The 17973-nt window shown below is 73.6% G+C and carries 18 protein-coding genes; 8 read left to right on the plus strand and 10 right to left on the minus strand.

What is annotated here, in order from left to right:
- Positions 1-114: 114 nt before the first annotated feature.
- Positions 115-945, minus strand: coding sequence for a DUF1206 domain-containing protein (locus LWC33_RS32715; RefSeq protein ID WP_233308577.1), 831 nt, complete (start codon positions 943-945; stop codon positions 115-117).
- 98 nt (positions 946-1043) lie between these two features.
- Between LWC33_RS32715 and LWC33_RS32720 the strand changes: the two genes are divergently transcribed.
- The gene (locus LWC33_RS32720; protein WP_233308578.1) at positions 1044-1667 is read left to right on the plus strand and encodes an SIMPL domain-containing protein; all 624 of its coding nucleotides are present in this window, start codon (positions 1044-1046) and stop codon (positions 1665-1667) included.
- 182 nt (positions 1668-1849) lie between these two features.
- Positions 1850-2008, plus strand: coding sequence for a hypothetical protein (locus LWC33_RS32725; RefSeq protein ID WP_233308579.1), 159 nt, complete (start codon positions 1850-1852; stop codon positions 2006-2008).
- Between the two features lie 23 nt (positions 2009-2031).
- Here the strand turns inward: LWC33_RS32725 and LWC33_RS32730 are convergent, their stop codons facing one another.
- The 5 genes from LWC33_RS32730 to LWC33_RS32750 form a co-directional block, all read right to left on the minus strand.
- Complete coding sequence (locus LWC33_RS32730; protein ID WP_233308580.1) at positions 2032-2535, minus strand: FxsA family protein; 504 nt, start codon at positions 2533-2535, stop codon at positions 2032-2034.
- A gap of 92 nt (positions 2536-2627) precedes the next feature.
- Positions 2628-4103, minus strand: a complete 1476-nt coding sequence (locus LWC33_RS32735; RefSeq protein WP_233308581.1) for a dihydrolipoamide acetyltransferase family protein — start codon at positions 4101-4103, stop codon at positions 2628-2630.
- Between the two features lie 2 nt (positions 4104-4105).
- Complete coding sequence (locus tag LWC33_RS32740) at positions 4106-5077, minus strand: alpha-ketoacid dehydrogenase subunit beta (RefSeq protein ID WP_233308593.1); 972 nt, start codon at positions 5075-5077, stop codon at positions 4106-4108.
- 5 nt (positions 5078-5082) lie between these two features.
- On the minus strand, positions 5083-6264 hold the full coding sequence (gene pdhA, locus LWC33_RS32745) for a pyruvate dehydrogenase (acetyl-transferring) E1 component subunit alpha (protein ID WP_233308582.1): 1182 nt from the start codon (positions 6262-6264) through the stop codon (positions 5083-5085).
- Positions 6265-6586: 322 nt separating this feature from the next.
- Positions 6587-6886 carry an antitoxin gene (locus LWC33_RS32750; protein WP_233308583.1) on the minus strand — a complete coding sequence of 100 codons (300 nt, stop codon included), beginning with the start codon at positions 6884-6886 and terminating at the stop codon, positions 6587-6589.
- 208 nt (positions 6887-7094) lie between these two features.
- Here LWC33_RS32750 and LWC33_RS32755 point away from each other — a divergent pair, with 208 nt between their 5' ends.
- The 5 genes from LWC33_RS32755 to LWC33_RS32775 all read left to right on the plus strand — a co-directional run bounded on the left by LWC33_RS32755 (position 7095) and on the right by LWC33_RS32775 (position 11367).
- Positions 7095-8003, plus strand: coding sequence for an ABC transporter substrate-binding protein (locus tag LWC33_RS32755; RefSeq protein ID WP_233308584.1), 909 nt, complete (start codon positions 7095-7097; stop codon positions 8001-8003).
- A gap of 10 nt (positions 8004-8013) precedes the next feature.
- Positions 8014-8922, plus strand: a complete 909-nt coding sequence (locus tag LWC33_RS32760) for an amino acid ABC transporter permease (protein WP_308191045.1) — start codon at positions 8014-8016, stop codon at positions 8920-8922.
- A complete protein-coding gene (locus tag LWC33_RS32765; protein ID WP_308191046.1) occupies positions 8919-9680 on the plus strand; it encodes an amino acid ABC transporter ATP-binding protein in 762 nt (253 codons plus the stop codon). The genes LWC33_RS32760 and LWC33_RS32765 overlap by 4 nt, the downstream gene beginning before the upstream one ends.
- 176 nt (positions 9681-9856) lie before the next feature.
- Positions 9857-10717: a type 2 periplasmic-binding domain-containing protein gene (locus LWC33_RS32770; protein ID WP_233308586.1), complete on the plus strand. Its 861-nt coding sequence runs from the start codon at positions 9857-9859 to the stop codon at positions 10715-10717.
- 128 nt (positions 10718-10845) lie between these two features.
- The gene (locus LWC33_RS32775; RefSeq protein WP_233308587.1) at positions 10846-11367 is read left to right on the plus strand and encodes a hypothetical protein; all 522 of its coding nucleotides are present in this window, start codon (positions 10846-10848) and stop codon (positions 11365-11367) included.
- Between the two features lie 21 nt (positions 11368-11388).
- Here the strand turns inward: LWC33_RS32775 and LWC33_RS32780 are convergent, their stop codons facing one another.
- The gene (locus tag LWC33_RS32780; RefSeq protein WP_233308588.1) at positions 11389-11967 is read right to left on the minus strand and encodes a peroxidase-related enzyme; all 579 of its coding nucleotides are present in this window, start codon (positions 11965-11967) and stop codon (positions 11389-11391) included.
- 1178 nt (positions 11968-13145) lie between these two features.
- On the opposite strand from LWC33_RS32780, the gene LWC33_RS32785 reads away from it, so the two are divergent.
- The gene (locus LWC33_RS32785; protein ID WP_233308589.1) at positions 13146-13475 is read left to right on the plus strand and encodes a DUF3024 domain-containing protein; all 330 of its coding nucleotides are present in this window, start codon (positions 13146-13148) and stop codon (positions 13473-13475) included.
- Between the two features lie 11 nt (positions 13476-13486).
- On the opposite strand, the gene LWC33_RS32790 is transcribed toward LWC33_RS32785, so the two are convergent.
- The 3 genes from LWC33_RS32790 to LWC33_RS32800 all read right to left on the minus strand — a co-directional run bounded on the left by LWC33_RS32790 (position 13487) and on the right by LWC33_RS32800 (position 17696).
- Positions 13487-15583, minus strand: coding sequence for a hypothetical protein (locus tag LWC33_RS32790; RefSeq protein ID WP_233308590.1), 2097 nt, complete (start codon positions 15581-15583; stop codon positions 13487-13489).
- Positions 15584-15771: 188 nt separating this feature from the next.
- The gene (mctP, locus tag LWC33_RS32795; RefSeq protein ID WP_233308591.1) at positions 15772-17430 is read right to left on the minus strand and encodes a monocarboxylate uptake permease MctP; all 1659 of its coding nucleotides are present in this window, start codon (positions 17428-17430) and stop codon (positions 15772-15774) included.
- Complete coding sequence (locus LWC33_RS32800) at positions 17427-17696, minus strand: DUF3311 domain-containing protein (protein WP_233308592.1); 270 nt, start codon at positions 17694-17696, stop codon at positions 17427-17429. The genes mctP and LWC33_RS32800 overlap by 4 nt, the downstream gene beginning before the upstream one ends.
- Between the last annotated feature and the right edge of the window lie 277 nt (positions 17697-17973).

A 17973-nucleotide genomic window follows, 5' to 3' on the forward strand; every position in this document is an offset into this window, starting at 1 on the left:
GCGGTCAGGAGGGCGTCCAGGTCGTTCGTCACAGTCGATCATGGACGTCCTCCTCCATTTCCTGGCTGAGTGACACGCCACCTTCAAGGAATCGATCATCTAGAGGCCGCCAGCTCACGCTCGACGGAGGGCCGCGTCGGCGACGCAGTAGAGCCCGAACGCCCCGAACCCCAGCGCGACGACGACGAGCAGGGACATCCCCAACGGCGTCTCGCCGAGGGCCCTCAGCGCCGCGTCGAGCCCGCCGGCCCGGCGCGCGTCCGACGCCACCGCGGCCGTGAACACCAGCACCCCGACCACGGCGAGGGCGAGCGCGCGGGCGAGGTGCCCGACCATGCCGACCACCTCGGTCAGCCGGCGCAGCGCGGGGGAGAGCCGCCGGACGTCGAGATCGCCCATGAAGGTCCGGCGGATCCCGGTGTAGGTCATGGTCACGGCCATCACGCCGATCGCCAGCGCTGCGGCCGCCACCAGCAGCCGGCCGCCGGGGAGCAGCAGGAGGTCCGCGACGACGTTCCGCGCGCCCGCGTCGCCGGACCGCGGCCCGGAGCGCAGGAACGCGAGGGCGACCCCGGCCAGCCCGAGCATGGTCACCGCCTTCGCGAGCGCCCCGACCCGCTTGCGCACCCGCTCGCCGCCGGACACCCAGCGGAACCCGAACGCCGCAGCCGTGAGCTGCCAGAACGCGAACGCGACGAGCCCCACGACCGCCACCACGAGGCCGACGGCGCCGGCGCCGGTGGCGATCTCCGCGACCGCGCCCTGCGCGTCGGCCGAACCCTGCGGCAGGCCGATCGCGATCCGCACCGCGAGCCACGCGACCATGAGGTGCACGACGCCGTAGGCGACGAGGCCGCCGCGGCCGAGGAGGTCGATGGTGGGGCCGGGCGCGTCGGAGCGGCCGCGGCGAACCGACCGGCTCAGGCGCCGGAGGGGGGCGAGCACCGCACCACGGTAACCATCGCCTCGTCTGCGTCCGTCTAGCGTGCAGCCGAGACTCGGCGATACGCCGCGATCGACCGCGATCTGGGAGGCTCGGGGACGTGACCGAGAGCGCACCGGAGATCGTGACCGAGGGCACCGGGTGGGTCGAGCACCCGGCCGACCGGGCGGAGCTCTCCGTGGTGTTCGACGCGCGGGGGCGCAGCCGCACCGCCGCCGTCGAGGAGCTGGGGCGGCGGGTCGCCGCCGCCGAGAAGGCGCTCGGGCTGCCCGGGCTGACGGTGCGCGGCCGGCGGGTGTCGGTCCACACCGAGTACAAGGGGTCGAAGCCCGCGGGCTGCCGCGCGAGCGAGGCGATCCAGGTGCGCGTCGACGACCCCGGCGTGCTGGAGGAGGCGTTGTCGCTGCTGCTGGGCGCCGAGCCGGCATCGCTGTCCGGGCCGTCATGGTCGCTCGCCGACCCGGACGCCGTGCTGGCGGAGGCCCAGCGCAACGCGGTGGCCGACGCCCGCCGCCGGGCCGAGGGCTACGCGGCCGCGCTGGGCGGGAGCCTGGGCCGGCTGGTGCGGCTGAGCGAGGCCGCCGAGCACGGGCCGGCGCCGATGATGGCGATGCGGGCCGCGCGGGCGGAGGGCGGGCCGGACGTCGCCGATCTCGGGTTGGAGCCGGAGCCGGTCCGCGTCACCGCGCGGTGCACCACGACCTGGACGTTGATCGGCCCGTGATATCGGCGCCTTCCCTGCCGAAATGGTGTTCCAACGGGTGAATCGAGGCGTCCGGGTAGCGCATTTCCCGTCGCAGGTCCGACACTCGTTCGGAGTAGTCACTCCGTGATCGACGGGAGGACAGCGTGGGTTCTCGAGGGGGACGGCACCGCCTGACGCGACGCACCCGGCAGGAACTGCGGATGCGCCCGGGACGACCGCGCCGGGCGGGGTTGCGGGCCACCGCCCGGGCCGTGCTCACCGCGGCCGTCGGCCTGCTGCTCACCGGTGGCGGCGCGGCCGTCCTGCACAACGACGGCGGCCCTGTCACGGTCGCCTTCCTGACCTCCGACGCCGAGTAGCGCGACCGGACTCGGGAACGGCTCTAGCGGCCGTCGACCACGGTCCCCTCGATGACCAGGGGGCCGCCGGGCCGGCGCGGCGTCTCGGTGCCCGTCCCGGTGCGCGGCCCGGGCTGCACGTCGACGACCTCGGCGTCGATCACCGGGCCCTCGCTGCGGATCCGCGCGGTACGCAGGTCGGGGTGCCGGCGCTCGGCCGACGCGACGAGCCGGCGCCGGACCAGCGCCCGGGTGGGCGGCAACACCAGCAGCAGGCCCAGTACGTCCGTGACCAGGCCGGGCACGAAGAGCAGCAGGCCGCCGACGGCGACCAGCATCCCGTCCGTGGTCTCCGAGGTGGCGACGCGGCGGTTCCGGGCGGCCTCGGCGAGGGCCTGCGCGGCCCGCACCCCCTCCCGGCGGGCGAGCCACAGGCCCAGCACGGAGCCCGCGAGCAGCACCAGCAGGGTCGGGAGGGCGCCGATCCAGGAGCCCAGCGCGACCACGGCGACGATCTCGACCACCAGGTACAGCAGCACGAACGGCATACCCGTCCAACGCGTGGAGCCGCCGTTTTTCTCCCGATCATGAAGAGCGGACGGCCCTCCCGCTCCCGCCGGCCGGGAGGGCCGCCCCCGGGTCACCAGAGCAGCGCGGTGGCGGGGTCCTCGAGCAGGGCGCCGACGTCGGCGAGGAAGCGCGAGCCCTGCTCACCGTCGACGAGCCGGTGGTCGAACGACAGCGCCAACTGGCAGACCGTGCGCACCGTGAGCTCGCCGTCGACGACCCACGGGGCGGGTTTGATGGACCCGACGGCCAGGATCGCCGCCTCACCCGGGTTGAGGATGGGGGTGCCGGTGTCGACGCCGAACACCCCGACGTTGGTGATCGTGATCGTGCCGCCGACCAGGTCCGCCGGGGTCGTCTTGCCCGCCCGGGCGGTCTCCGTGAGCTCCCCGAGCGCCACGGCGAGGCCGTGCAGGTCGAGCCGGTCGGCGTCGCGGATCTTCGGTACGAGCAGGCCGCGCGGGGTCGCGGCGGCGATCCCGAGCTGGACGTGGTCGTAGTAGACGATCTCGCCAGCCGGCTCGTCCCAGCTCGCGTTGACCGCCGGGGTGCGGCGCGCGGCCAGGCACACCGCCTTGGCGACGAACGCCAGCGGCGTGAGCTTGACGTCGGCTAACGCCCGAGAGGCCCGGAGCCGCTCCCGCAGCACCATCGTCTCCGTGACGTCGACGGACAGGAACTCGGTGACGTGCGGGGCGGTGAAGGCGGACTGCACCATCGCCGCCGCCGTCGCCTTCCGCACGCCGCGGATCGGCTCCCGGCGCACCCCGGCGCCGGCCGCGGGCGGCGCGGCCGGAACTGCCGTGGGCGCGGGCGACGGCTCGGTCGCGGGGCCGGCGGCGGCCTTCGCCGACGCGGCCGCGCGGACGTCCTCCCGGGTGATCACGCCACCCGGGCCGGACCCGGCGAGCGCGCGCAGATCGATGCCGAGGTCCTTGGCCAGCTTGCGGACCGGCGGCTTGGCCAGGGGCACCAGCGAGCTCGGGCGCGCCGGCTCGTCGTGTCCGGCCGCGGTCGCCACGCCGGCAGAGCTCGGTGCCGGCTCGTCGAGCCCGGGCGCGGTCGCCGCAGCGGCCTCGGGACCGACCTGGGCCGCCGCCTCCTCCCCGGCGACGACCGGCGCGACCTCCGGCTCCGTGACCGCGGCGGCCGCGCCGGGCACTCCCTTGCGCGGACGTCGTCGTGCGGCGCCCTGGCGCGGCCCGTAGCCGACGAGCGTGGCGATGCGGCCGTCGGCGCCGGGCTCGCCGATCAGCGCGCCCTTCCCCTCGGCGGGGGCGTCGCCGGCGGGCTCCGGCGGCGCACCGCCTGCGGCCGTCTGGATCGCGATGATCGGCTCGCCGACCTGCACAGTGGCGCCCGCCTGCGCCAGCAGTTCGTGGACCGTCCCCGCGAACGGCGAGGGCAGCTCGACCACCGCCTTGGCCGTCTCGATCTCGACCAGGACCTGGTTCACCGCGACCGGGTCGCCGGGCGCGACCTGCCAGCCGACGATCTCGGCCTCGGTCAGGCCCTCGCCGACGTCCGGCAGCCTGAAGATCTCGGGCACACTCACCATCCCAGCGCGCGGTCGACGCCGTCGAGCACGCGGTCGAGGTCGGGCAGGTAGTCGTCCTCGCACTTGGAGGGCGGGTAGGGGGTGTCGAAGCCGGTCACCCGCAGCACGGGCGCCTCCAGCGAGTGGAAGCACTCCTCCTGCACGCGGGCGGCGACCTCGGAGGTCACCGACGCCTCGGACGGCGCCTCGGACACCACCACGAGCCGGCCGGTGCGGCGCACCGAGGAGAACACCGGACCGAGGTCCAGCGGCGAGAGCGAGCGCAGATCGATCACCTCGATGTCGGTGCCCTCGGCCTCCGCGGCCGCGGCCGCCTCCAGGCAGGTCTTCACCAGCGGCCCGTAGCAGGCGACGGTCACGTCGGCACCGGACCGCACGATCCGCGAGGAGAACAGCGGGGCGGGCTCGGTCTCGCCGACCTCGCCCTTCTCCCAGTACCGGCGCTTGGGCTCGAAGAAGATCACCGGGTCGTCGCTGGCGATGGCCTGGCGGATCATCCAGTGGGCGTCGTCGGGGTTCGAGCAGGCGACCACCTTGAGCCCGGCGACGTGCGCGAACAGCGACTCGGGCGACTCGCTGTGGTGCTCCACCGCGCCGATCCCGCCGCCGAACGGGATCCGCACGACCACCGGCATCGGGACCTTGCCCTGCGACCGGAACCGCACCTTGGCCAGCTGGGAGACGATCTGGTCGTAGCCGGGGAAGACGAACCCGTCGAACTGGATCTCGCAGACGGGGCGGAAGCCGCGGATCGCGAGGCCCACCGCGGTGCCGATGATCCCGCTCTCGGACAGCGGGGTGTCCAGCACGCGCTGCTCGCCGAAGTCCTTGGCCAGCCCGTCCGTCACCCGGAAGACACCGCCGAGCTTGCCGACGTCCTCCCCCATCACCAGGACCTTCGGGTCCAGCTCCATCGCCGCGCGCAGCCCCGAGTTCAACGCCTTGGCGAGCGTCATCGTCGTCATCTCACTCACGCCCCCTCGAAACTCGCGTGGTACTCCAGATACGCCGCCTTCTCCGCCTCCAGCTGGGGCGACAGCTCGGCGTAGACCTCGGAGAACATCCGATCCGGCGCCGGGTCCGGCATGGCGGCGCAGAACGCGCGGAACCGGGCGGCGAGCTCGTCCGACTCGGCCTGCACCTCGTCGAAGAAGTCCTGCTGGACCCCGTGCTCGCGCACCAGGTTCACGCGCACCCGTTCGATCGGGTCCTTGAGCTTCCACAGCTCGAGCTCGTCGGCGAGCCGGTAGCGCGAGGGATCGTCCGACGTCGTGTGCGCGTCCATGCGGTAGGTGAACGCCTCGATCAGCACGGGCCCGTTGCCGGTGCGGCACTCCTCCAGGGCCCAGCGCGAGACGGCGAGGCAGGCCAGGACGTCGTTGCCGTCGACCCGCACACCCGGGAAGCCGTAGCCGCGGGCCCGCTGGAAGAGCGGCACCCGGGTCTGCCGCTCGAGCGGCACCGAGATCGCCCACTGGTTGTTCTGGCAGTAGAAGACGACGGGGGCGTCGTAGGCGGCGGCCCACACGAACCCCTCGTGGACGTCGCCCTGACTGGTGGCGCCGTCGCCGAAGAAGCACATCGTGGCCTCGGTGTCGGGCCCGTCGCCCACCTTGCCCTCGAACTTCTGCCCCATCGCGTAGCCGGTGGCGTTGAGGCACTGGTTGCCGATGACGATCGTGTACAGGTGGAAGCGGGCCGCGATCGGGTCCCACGAGCCGTGGTCGGTCCCGCGGAAGATGCCCAGCAGGTCCGTCGGGTCGATCCCGCGGCACCAGGCGACGCCGTGCTCCCGATAGCTCGGGAAGATCATGTCGCGTGGCGTGGCCGCGCGGCCGGCACCGACCTGCGCCGCCTCCTGGCCGAGCAACGGCACCCAGATGCCGAGCTGGCCCTGGCGCTGCAGGGCGTTGCCCTCGCGGTCGATGCGGCGGACCAGGACCATGTCGCGGTAGAAGCCCTGCAGCTCCTCGGCGCCGACGTCGCCGGCGTAGGAGCCGAACCGGTCGTCGGACACCCGCTGCCCCTCCGGGGTGAGCAGCTGGACGAGCTCGGCGCCGCCCTCGTCGGTGCCGTGCAGTCCGGACAGGACGTGTTCGCGGGTCGGTACGGATCGGGGATCGGTCGGGACCCAGCTCTGTGGACGGGACACGCGTTCCTCCTCGTGCTCACGACACGCGGGGTCCGTGCTGTGCCACACCGCCCCGCGGGCCGGCGGACGCCCGGCGGCGGACCACTCGGGTGTGTGGCCGCCCCGCGCCGGACGTCCTGTGAGGCTGATAGTGGCACGGCTCGCACCGCGAGGGGGATCGCGAGATCCCACAGGCTCGACTGCCGCCCCGTGCGTGGCGCCACAGCTCCGTTCGGCGTCCGATGCTCGGATCCCGGAGCGGGAATTCCGGACAAGGGGCCCGGGGACGACGACGGCCCGGCCACCCGCGAGGGTGACCGGGCCGCTCGGGTCCCGTCCGGCGTCAGGCGCCTCGGTAGGTGGGCGGGTCCTGCCCGTACCCCTGCTGCCCCGGGCCCTGCCGGTCCGTCGGCTGGCCGGGGTGCCCGTAGCCCTGGGTCCGGTCGTGGATGCCCGCCACGCCCTTGGCCTTCTGCGCGACGCCCTGGATCTGCCCGGAGTACTTGCCCTTCGTCTGCTTGTCGACGAACTGGGCGGCCTGGTCCAGGAACTTGCCGGCCTGCTCCGGGTTCTTCTTCGCGTAGCGGCGCGCCGCCTCGGCGGCACCCGCCAGCACCCCGAGCTTCTTGATCATGCCCGCCATGCGGCTTCCTCCCGTCGTGTCCGGTGTCGTCCACCGTCCGCTCCACACCGACAACGGCCGGTGACACGCCGTGGTTCCCCCGGGGCGCCGGGGATAACCATGTGTACGTCGGGTAACGGACGATCGGTACAGGATGTCCTCCCGGCGTCCGGATGGCAGCATCCCGACGACCGCGCCACCCGGCGCGGCCCGATGAGGAGGTGCCGGCGTGTCCGCGCGAACCCGAACCATCCCCGCCGCGCTGGCCGCGGCGGCGCTCGCCGTCGTGCTGGCGGGCTGTGGCGCCGGCGGCTCCGGCGCCGGCGGCACCGCGGCGAGCTCCGCCCCCGCGATCCCCACGCCGACGAAGGACAACGCGCTGGCCGCCAAGGTGCCTGCGTCGATCTCCGCCGACGGCAAGCTCGTCTTCGGCACCGACGCCTCGTACCCGCCGAACGAGTTCACCGACACCGACGGCAGCACCATCATCGGGATGGACGTGGACCTCGGCACGGCGATTGCGCAGAAGCTCGGGCTGCAGGCCGAGTTCCAGAACAGCCAGTTCTCCGGGATCATCCCGGGCATCGACGGCGCCCGGTACGAGGCCGGCATGTCGTCCTTCTCGATCACGCCGGACCGCACCGCGACCGTCGACATGGTCAGCTACTTCACCGCGGGCACCAGTCTGGCGGTGAAGGCCGGCAACCCCGAGGGGCTCACCCCCGACAACCTCTGCGGCAAGGCGATCGGCGTGCAGGCCGGCACAACGCAGGCGGAGGAGGTCGCCACCCGCAACAAGGACTGCCAGGCGAAGGGCCAGCCGCCGCTGCAGGTCACCGAGCTGCAGCAGCAGACGGACGTCACGCTCGCGCTCACGTCGTCGCGGATCGTCGGCATGCTCGCCGACTCGCCGGTCGCCGCGTACGCCGTGACCACCACGAACAAGGCCGTCGAGGTCGTCGGCGAGCCCTACGACACCGCCCCGTACGGCGTGGTGATCAAGAAGAACCAGGGCGAGTACGCGCAGGCGATCCAGGGCGCCATCCAGTCGCTCATGGACGACGGCACGTACAAGGCCGTCCTCGACAAGTGGAACGTCGCGAACGGGGCCATCCCCACCTCGCAGATCAACGCCTGAGCGGCGACGGATGACAGTGCGGCCCGACCGTCCCGAGCCCATGAACGCCGTCCCGGTCCGGCACCCGGGGCGGTGGGTCGCCGTCGCCGTGCTGGCGGTGCTGGCCGCCATGCTGGTGCACACGATCGTGACCAACGACGGCTTCGGCTGGCCCGTCGTCGGCGACTACCTGTTCTCCCCGCCCGTGCTCAACGGGCTGAAGAACACGCTGATCCTCACGGTCCTGTCGATGGCGATCGGCATCGTCGGCGGCGTGCTGCTCGCCGTGATGCGGCTGTCGCCGAACTGGATCCTCAGCTCGGTCGCGGCCGTCTACATCTGGGTGTTCCGCGGCACCCCGCTGATCGCCCAGCTGCTGTTCTGGAACTTCCTCTCGGCGCTCTACCCGCGGCTCTCGCTGGGGATCCCGTTCGGGCCGGAGTTCGTCTCGTTCGACACCAACCAGCTGATCAACCAGTTCGCGGCGTGCCTGCTCGGCCTCGGGCTCAACGAGGCCGCGTACATGGCCGAGATCGTGCGTGGCGGCATCGCCTCGGTCGAGCACGGGCAGACCGAGGCGGCCGGCGCGCTGGGCATGTCCCGGGCGCAGACGCTGCGCCGCATCGTCCTGCCGCAGGCGATGCGGGTGATCATCCCGCCGACCGGCAACGAGACGATCTCCATGCTGAAGACCTCGTCGCTCGTCGTCGTGATCGGGTACTTCGAGCTGCTCACGTCCGTGCAGCGGATCTACTCGGTCAACTTCCAGACGATCCCGCTGCTCATCGTGGCGGCACTCTGGTACCTGGCGCTGACGTCGATCCTCTCCGTCGGTCAGGGCTTCATCGAGCGGCGCTACGGGCGCGGCCTGCAGACCGGGCCGCCGGGACCGTCGCTGCTGGGGTTCCTGCGCCGGTCACCGCAGGAGGTCGCCCCGTGACACCCATGGTCGAGGCCCTCGGCATCCACAAGAGCTTCGGTGCCACCCGGGTGCTGCGCGGCGTGGACCTGGTCGTGCAGCCCGGCGAGGTGAGCTGCGTGATCGGGCCGTCCGGCTCGGGCAAGTCCACCCTGCTGCGCTGCATCAACCACCTGGAGCGGATCGACTCCGGGCGGCTGCGGGTCGACGGGCACCTCGTCGGGTACCGGGAGCGCAACGGGAGGCTCTTCGAGATGCGCGAGTCCGAGGTCGCGCACCAGCGGCGCGACATCGGCATGGTGTTCCAGCGGTTCAACCTCTTCCCGCACAAGACGGCGATCGAGAACGTCATGGAGGCGCCCGTCGTCGTGCGCCGCCAGGACAAGGCCGCGGCGCGGACGCGGGCGGTCGAGCTGCTCGACCGGGTCGGCCTCGCGGACCGCCGGGACAACTACCCCGCTCAGCTCTCCGGCGGGCAGCAGCAGCGCGTCGCCATCGCGCGGGCGCTGGCCATGTCGCCGCGGCTCATGCTGTTCGACGAGCCGACCTCGGCGCTGGACCCCGAGCTCGTCGGCGAGGTGCTCGACGTCATGCGCGGGCTCGCGCGCGAGGGCATGACGATGGTCGTGGTCACCCACGAGATGGGCTTCGCCCGCGAGGTGGGCGACGCGCTCGTGTTCATGGACGAGGGCGTGATCGTGGAGCACGGGGCACCGCGCGAGGTACTGGCCAACCCGCAGCACGAGCGGACGCGGTCGTTCCTGTCGAAGGTGCTGTAGCTCGAGGGCGCCGTGGCTCGACGGGGCCGTGCTCGACGGAGCCCTGCTCGCCGGTGCCCTGGCTCGGCGGTGCCGTGGCTCGACGGTCCTCTCGCGGGGACCGTGGCGGGCGTCATCGGAAGCGGGCGAAGCACCCGAATCGGGCAACGACCAGGCGGGATGACACGATCGAGGGCATGCGCACCCGAGGACTGACCCGGCTCGTCGCGGCCGTGCTGGCGGCCGGGGCGGTGCTCGTGGGTGCCGTCGGGTGTGCGACCACGCCCGCACCGCCCGTCGGCGTCGTCCAGCAGCCGCTGCCGGCGGTGTCGGCCGACCCAGCGCTGGTCGCCCTGCTCCCGGCCACGCTGCAGGGCGGCACGCTGCGGGTCGCCGTGCCCGGCGTGGCCAGGCCGGCGACCGGTCCCGAGCAGGAGCTCGGCGAGGCCCTGGCCGCGCGGCTCGGGCTCAGGGCGTTGCCCGACGGCATGTCCGCGACCGCGCTGCCGCGGGCCCTGGTCGGCGCCCGGCACGACGTCGGGATCCTCCCCGTCCCCGTCCGCGAGGCCCCACTGGGCGGCAGCGTGCTGCCCTGGCTCGCGGCCCGCACCGCGATCGTCACGCCGCCCGGGAACCCCGACCGCGTCGAGCCGACCACGCTCTGCGGCCACCGCATCGGCGTCGTCGCCGGATCGGCGCAGCACGCGTCGGTCACCGAGGAGAACCTGCACTGCACGGACAACCGGCGGCCGGAGATCGAGATCGTGCCGGTCGGCGGGGCCGAGGACGCCACCCGGCGGCTGCTCGCCGACCACCTCGACGCCTTCGTCGCCGACGCCCCGGCGGCCGGGCACGCCGTCGTCCTCGGGAAGGGGAAGCTCGCGATCCCGGGCACCCCGTACGGCGAGGGGACGGCCGGGATGATCGTGGAGAACCGGGCGGCGCCGGCCGTGCGGGCCGCGCTGGCCTCACTCATCGCCGACGGCACGTACGCGGCCATCCTCGACCGCTGGCTTCTCGGTGACCTCGCGGTCGACGGCGCCGCCCTGCGGACGTGACGAATCCGTGACCGATTCGTCCTGATCTCGTGGCCACCCGGGCCGGGGTCGGTGATCGGTCTCGTCAGTCCTGACGAAGATCGATCCACTGTCGTTGCACGTTGGCCGTGTCCGACGATCCACGGTCCGTGATCCGCTCCCGCATCGTCCTCCTCCCGGTCCTGGCCGGTGCCCTCCTCGTCGCCGGGTGTGGCTCGTCGACGCCCACCCCGGTGTCGTACGCCGCGGCGCCGGTCGCGAGCCGTCCGGCCGCCACGAGCACCACCGCTCCCGCGACCACCACTCCGACGACCACCACCGCCGCGACCACCACCGTCCCGCCGGCGACCACACGCGTCGCCGTGGCCGCCGTGGCCCCCGCGGTGGTGCCGCCCGCGGCCCGCACCACCACCCGTCCGCCGGCGCCGCGGACCACCGTGGTGCGCGCGGCCGCGCCGACGACCCACCCGCCGGCCCGGACCGCGACCCCGGTCGCCCGTCCCGCGTCGAACTGCGACCCGAACTACTCGGGCTGTGTGCCCATCGACTCCGACGTGGACTGCGCGGGCGGCAGCGGCAACGGGCCCTCGTACGTCCGCGGGCCGGTGCGGGTGACCGGGAAGGACATCTACGGACTCGACGCCGACAAGGACGGCATCGGCTGCGAGTGAGGCCGCTCCCGGGCGGCGCCGTCAGCGCGGCAGGCGGCCCATCAGGAAGAACTCCGGGTTGGGCCGCAGTGCGGTCAGGTGCGCCATGCGGTTCGAGAGGGCGAACAGCGCGGTGATGGCGCCGACGTCCCAGATCTCGTCGTCCGTGAGGCCGGCAGCGCGGGCGTCGTCGAGCTCGGCGTCGGTGAGTGCGGCGGAGTCGGCGGCGATCAGCAGCGCGAGGTCCACGATCGCCCGCTCGCGCCGGCTCAGCTCGACCGCGTACGGGTTCGTCGCGACCCGGTCGGCGATCTCGGCGTCCTTGGCGCGGATCCGCAGGATCGCGCCGTGCGCCACCACACAGTAGGTGCAGTGGTTGGCGCCCGACGTCGCGACCACGATCAGCTCGCGCTCCGCCTTGCTCAGCCCGTCGTCGGAGTCCATGAGCGCGTCGTGGTAGTCGAGGAAGGCGCGCAGCTCCCGGGGCCGCTTGGCCAGGGCGCGGAAGACGTTGGGGACGAACCCGGACTTCTCGGCGATCGCGCCGATCCGCTCCCGGAGGTCCTCGGGCATGTCCTCCAGCTCCACGTGCCCGAACCGGCTCACCGCGTGATCTCCCATGGGGCGACCGTACCTCCGCCGGCGCCGGGCGCACACGCCCCGCGGTCCTCTCCTCCGAAGGCCTCACAGGACACCGGCCCGACGCCTCGCACAGCAGGTACAGCAGATGTGCGAAGGCACGGAGGTGGGTCCGAGCGCGGCGCTCATGGTCGCCGCCTGCCCGGTCGGCCTTCGGTGGCCTGTCGCGACCTGACGACCTGTCGAGGGCCCGTGCGCCGGGCGAACTCCGACCATGATCACCGTTCCAAGCATCTGCAAGCCGCCTGTGGCGGCGTTCGGTCCCGGACGGCGATCACTGCGTGGAGGCGGCGGCCCACCGCGCCCCCTCCCACTCCCGCGGTCACGCGTCCCACCGCGCCCTCCCACTCCCGCGGTCACGCATCCCACCGCGCTCCCCACTCCCGCGGCCATGCGTCCCACCGCGCCCTCCCGCACTGTGGTCATGCGTTCCACCGTGCCGCTCCCGCTCTCCCGGTCAGGCCGGCGCGCCGTCTGCGCCGTCCCGCTCGGTTCGCACACCAGCGCGACGCCTCGCACATCAGCCGGGGCGGATCTGGCAGATGCCGGAGCTGGGTAGGAGCGCGTTCGATCGGCTTCACTGGCCGCCGGCGGGCTCAGGCCCCAGCTCGCACACCCGGCGATGCGTCGCGCGGGTCGTCGACGGGTTGTGGGACGGAGCGGGCGGGTGTGTCGCAGGGTTCGGGTCGGTGTGGGACGACCGGACGGATGTGTCGCTCTGCCCCGCCGGGCGCGCTCCGCCACGACCGGCCCGCGCCGGGACATCCCGCCGTGTCTCGGGTGGAGCTGCTGGCCCATCAGAACGTCGGCGGTGGCCGTGCCGACCCGGTTGTCCGGGCTCTTCACGGCCGACCTGGGCTCGCCGAGACTGCAGCTCCTGGCGGAGTCCTTCCATGATCACCGTTCCGGACATCTGTAGGCCACCTGCGGCCGTCACCGGTCCCGGACGGCGATCAACGGCGTGGAGGAGACCCAGCCACCCGCACATCCCGGCTGCAGCCCGATCGAGCCGCGGGGTTCCGGGCGGGCGTCGGGTTCACGGTCGGATGCTCAGCAGGTCGTGTCACGGTCGGATGCTCAGCGGGCTCAAGGTCACCGGCGGAGAACATCCCGGGCGCGGACCTTCCCCGGCGGGCGCGCGAACGCCATCATCTGCGGGCATGGGGGTGCCCGAGGAGATCCGTACCCGGTTGTCCGACTGGTGCGCGGACTGCCTGTCCGCCGAGGAGCGCGAGCACCGCCGGATCGCCTACACGACCGTGGGCGATCACATCACGATCCTCGACCGCCGCCCGCCCGCGTTCCCCGAGCTGGGCGCGGTGTGGTCGTCGACCCCGCTCGCGCAGCTGCGCAGCGAGCGCGAGGGCGGGCGCTGGGCGCTCTACATCCCGACGACCTCGGGCGATCGCTGGGAGCGTCAGGAGCCGTCGGCCGACGATCCGTTCGTCCTGCTCGACCGCATCCGCTCGGCCCTGCGCGCGGCGGGCTGAGCGACCGGCCGTCAGGCCCCCGCCTGCTCCCGCCGCGGCGCCTCGGGCCGGCGGGCGGTGGGCAGCCGCACCACCCGGCCGCCGGGATCCGGCGGGCGTGGCGGGGCGACGACCGGGGCCTCGGCCCGCTGCAGCGCTCCCAGCACCGTCGCGCCCGCCTGGGCAGGGTGGGCGCCGGGACCCGCGACGGCGAGGAGCCGTGGCGCCGCTGCGGCGACCAGCAGCCGCTCGACCGACAGCTCCGCGGCGTCGAGCACCACGACCGCGTCGAGCACGTCGTCGGCCGGGAGCCGGGACAGCAGCGACTCCAGCGGCACGCTCCAGACGAACCCGCGCCCGTCGGCGAACGCCCGCGCCGCCTCCGGGTCCTCGGCGCGGAGCCGGGCCAGCAGCTCGTCGCAGCGCGCCTGGTCGGCTGCCGCCCGTCGGGTCGGCTCCAGGGCGGCGAGGGCGGCCTCGTAGGCCTCGGGGTCGCGCGCCCGCAGCGCCTCGACGGCCGCGCGGTGCCCGGCGGTGAGCTCCGCGACCGGTCCCGACCCGGCCAGCCCGTCGGCGATCGCGTCGAGCCGGGCGGCCGCCTCGGGCGCGGTGCCGTGCTCGGCCACGTCGAGGATCCCGGCGGCCACGTGCTCGGCGGCCACGAGGTCCGGCACGGCGACGGGCGACGTGGGGTGGAGGAACAGGACGTCGTGGCGGAGCTGGCCGACGGCGCGCGCGGCCTCGTCGACACGGTCCAGCCCGGCGACGAGCGCGCGCAGGTCCCCGACGTCGTCGGGCGTCGGGATGCCGAGCGTGCGGCACCCCTCGTCGACCGCGATGAGCCGGCCCGCCAGCTCGATGTGCAGCACGGCCGCGTGCACCGACCGCGCGTCGGCCGGGACCTGCCCACCCACCCGGATCAGGTCGAGCACCGGTTGCACCTCGCGCTGCACGCCGTTGCGAAAGCGCCGGCGGGCCCGGCCGCCGGAGTCGAGGAACTCCCGGTAGTCGACGAGCAGCTCGTGCGCGTGGGCGGGCAGGGCGCCCGCGAGCGTGACGAGCGGGAGGTCGCGCGAGCGGTCGGCGAGCCCGAGGGCCCCTGCGGCGGCCGCACGCAGCGCGTCGAACACCGGCCGCTGCCGGGAGTGCACGAGGTCGGCGAGCAATGGCCGGGCCCAGGAGCCCTCGCCGGGCCCGAGGGCGTCGAGCGCGGCACGCACCGCGCGGGCGACCTCGGCGACGGCGGCGAGCCGCGGCTCCGGGAGCGTGGTGAGGACGTCCCGGAGCAGGTCCGGTGCGCCGGCGCGCGCCCGCCCGGCCCCGTCGGCGTGGGAGCACAGCGCCCGGACCTCGTCGGCCGACGGGAACGCGGGCGCCGGCGGGATCTCGCATCGGGCAAGGTCCCGGCGGGCGGGCGTGGCCGTGGCGAGGAGCAGCCGCAGCTCGCGCTGCTCGGGCCCGGTGAGCGCGGGCAACCGGTCCACGGTGGGGGTGACGGCGTCGAGCCGGGCCAGGTCGGCCGCGGTCACGGCGACCCGCATACCCGCCCGGGCCAGGTCGTCGACCGCGGCGGCGATCTCCACCGGGTGGTGCCCCTCGAGGACCAGCAAGGACTCGGTGCGCACGGCGGCGACCACATCCGTGAGCGGGGCGGCGCTCTCGCTCGCGGTGCGCTGCCGCGGCACCACGGGTGCGACGTCGGCAGCGACGTCGGAGGCGACGTCGGAGGCGATGTCGGAGGCACCGCGCACCTTCGCCGCCTCGGCCTCGGCGAGGGCCTCGGCGAGCCGGCGCAGCCCGGCCGGCGCAGTGCCGGCCTCCATCCGGGCGCGGACCTGTTCGGCCGCGGCGAGGGTGGCCGCATCGGCCGGGGGCGGGGACGTCGGTTCGGAGGGGCCGGCAGTGCCCGCGACACGCGGGGCGGGCACGGCGGACGACGTCTCGTCGGCGGCCCGCTCGGCCAGCAGCTCCACCAGGTCGCCCAGCTCGCCACCCCCGCCCGGGCGCAGGTCGCCGGCGCGCGGATCGAGGCCGTCGGCACCCTCCTCCACGGGCTCCTCCTCCGGCTCACCCGACCGCCCGGTGCTCACCGTCGGCAGGTGGCGGACCACGCGTCGGATCTCCGCCATCACTGACCTCCCGCCACCGCCGTTCCCGGCGGTCACCGGGGGTATCGCTCGCGCGGCCACGATGTTCCACCCCGGTCGTGTGGTCCTGCAACACGTACCAGACGATCCAGTCACACAGTGTGCTCGCCGGCCGCACGGCCGCAGGGTGCCGCCCGGCCGGACACCGGGCGTTCACCCCACGGACCGGGTCACTGCGTCAGCACGTCCGCGACCGGACGGAGCCGCTCCGAGCCCTCGTCGGCGTGGTAGTCGGGGGCCTGCGTGGCATCGGCGCCGTTGCCCACCTTGACCGCGTGCAGCACCGCGGACACGACGACGGCCACCACCAGGTTGAGGATCAGCGCCACGAAGCCCACGTAGATCTGCACCTGCGAGCCGTTGAACGGGTGCCAGCCGAAGACCGTCAGCTTGTCCAGGGTGAGCGCGGAGCCGCCGAAGTGCGCCTTCTTGTTCGCCGGGTTGGGGATGAGGTAGAGCAGGTACATCCCGTACGCCATGCCGACGAGCCAGCCGGCCACGAGCGCCCAGCGGTGCAGCCAGCGGGTGTAGAGCGCGATCGCGACGGCCGGCAGCGTCTGCAGGATGATCACGCCGCCGATGAGCTGCAGGTCGATCGAGAACTGCGGGTCGACGAACAGCACGAACGCCACCGCCCCGAACTTGACGACGAGCGAGGCCAGCTTGGCCTGCCGCGCCTCCTGGTGTGGTGTGGCGCCGCGGTGGATGTACTCCTTGTAGATGTTGCGCGTCCACAGGTTGGCGGCCGCGATCGACATGATGGCCGCCGGCACCAGCGCCCCGATGCCGATGGCCGCGTAGGCGACGCCGGCGAACCAGCTCGGGAACTGACCGTCGAACAGCACGGGGATGATCGTGTTGGTGTCCGGGCGCCCGGTGGCGTTGTTCGTGATCGGCTTCGAGCCTGCGGCGATCGCGACGTAGCCGAGCAGCGCCAGCAGCCCGAGCAGCAGCGAGTAGGCGGGCAGCGCCACCATGTTCCGCTTGAGCACGTCCCGCCCGCGCGAGGCGAGCACGCCGGTGACCGAGTGCGGGTAGAGGAACAGCGCGAGCGCCGAGCCCAGCGCGAGGGTGATGTACTGCAGCTGGTTGTTGTTGGTCAGCAGGATCGAGCCCGCCGGCTTCCCGGTCGCCGGGCTAATCTGGGCCAGCCTGTCCGAGGCCGCGCCGAAGATCGACGACCAGCCACCGAACTTGGCGGGCAGGTAGATCACCGCGACGAGGATGACCAGGTAGATCAGGATGTCCTTGACGAACGCGATCAGCGCCGGCGCCCGCAGGCCCGACTGGTACGTGTAGACGGCGAGGATCACGAACGCGACCAGCAGCGGCAGGTGCCCGGCGATGCCGGTGCCGTTGAGCCCCATGGTCCGCAGCACGGCCTCGAGCCCGACGAGCTGCAGCGCGATGTAGGGCATCGTGGCGACGATCCCGGTGATCGCCACGAGGAAGGCCAGCAGCGAGCTGCCGTAGCGGCCACGCACGAAGTCCGCCGGCGTCACGTAGCCGTGCACCCGCGACACCGACCACATCCGCAGCACCGGCAGGAAGACGAGCGGGTACAGCACCACGGTGTAGGGCAGTGCGTAGAAGCCGAGCGCGCCGGCGCCGAACATCAGCGCGGGCACCGCGACGAACGTGTACGCCGTGTAGAGGTCACCGCCGACGAGGAACCAGGTGATCCACGAGCCGAACTTGCGGCCGCCCAGGCCCCACTCGTCGAGGTGGTTCAGCGCGCCGCCCCGCTGCCAGCGGGAGGCGACGAAGCCCATCACCGTCACCACGAGGAAGAGGACCACGAAGACGGACAGCTGCACCCACTGGATCATCGCCGGGCCCCCTCGTCGATGTCGTCGACGCGGTCGTCGGCGTCGGGCGCGCCCTCGCCGTCGCCCTTGGTCCGCAGGTAGACCAGCAGCACGCACACCACGCCCACCGGTACCCAGAGGAACTGGGACCAGTAGAAGAACGGCATCCCGAACACCACCGGGTCCTTGCTGTTGAACCACGGCGTGACGAGCATCAGCAACGGGACCAGGAGGAGCAGGTTCCACGGGCTCCAGCGGAACCCGGACCTTCCCTTGTGTGCAGCCATGACTCCCCGTTTCGATCGACGACGATCAGCAGGCGCCTCGGCCTCCGCCCGGACGCGGCCTCGGACGCGCGCATCCTAGGTCGGCCGCGCGGAGATCGCCGGACCACGCGCCGACGGCGCGATCACGGTGCGATCACGGCACCCGTACGGGACCACTCCGCGGACGGCGACGGCCCGCCCCGGGGTGTCCGGGACGGGCCGTCGACGCGGGAACTCCTACATGCCGAGGCGCTGCTTGAGGTTCTCGAGCTCGTCGCGCATCGAGGTGGGCAGCTTG

Source organism: Pseudonocardia terrae (assembly GCF_021343995.1).
Lineage (GTDB): Bacteria > Actinomycetota > Actinomycetes > Mycobacteriales > Pseudonocardiaceae > Pseudonocardia > Pseudonocardia terrae.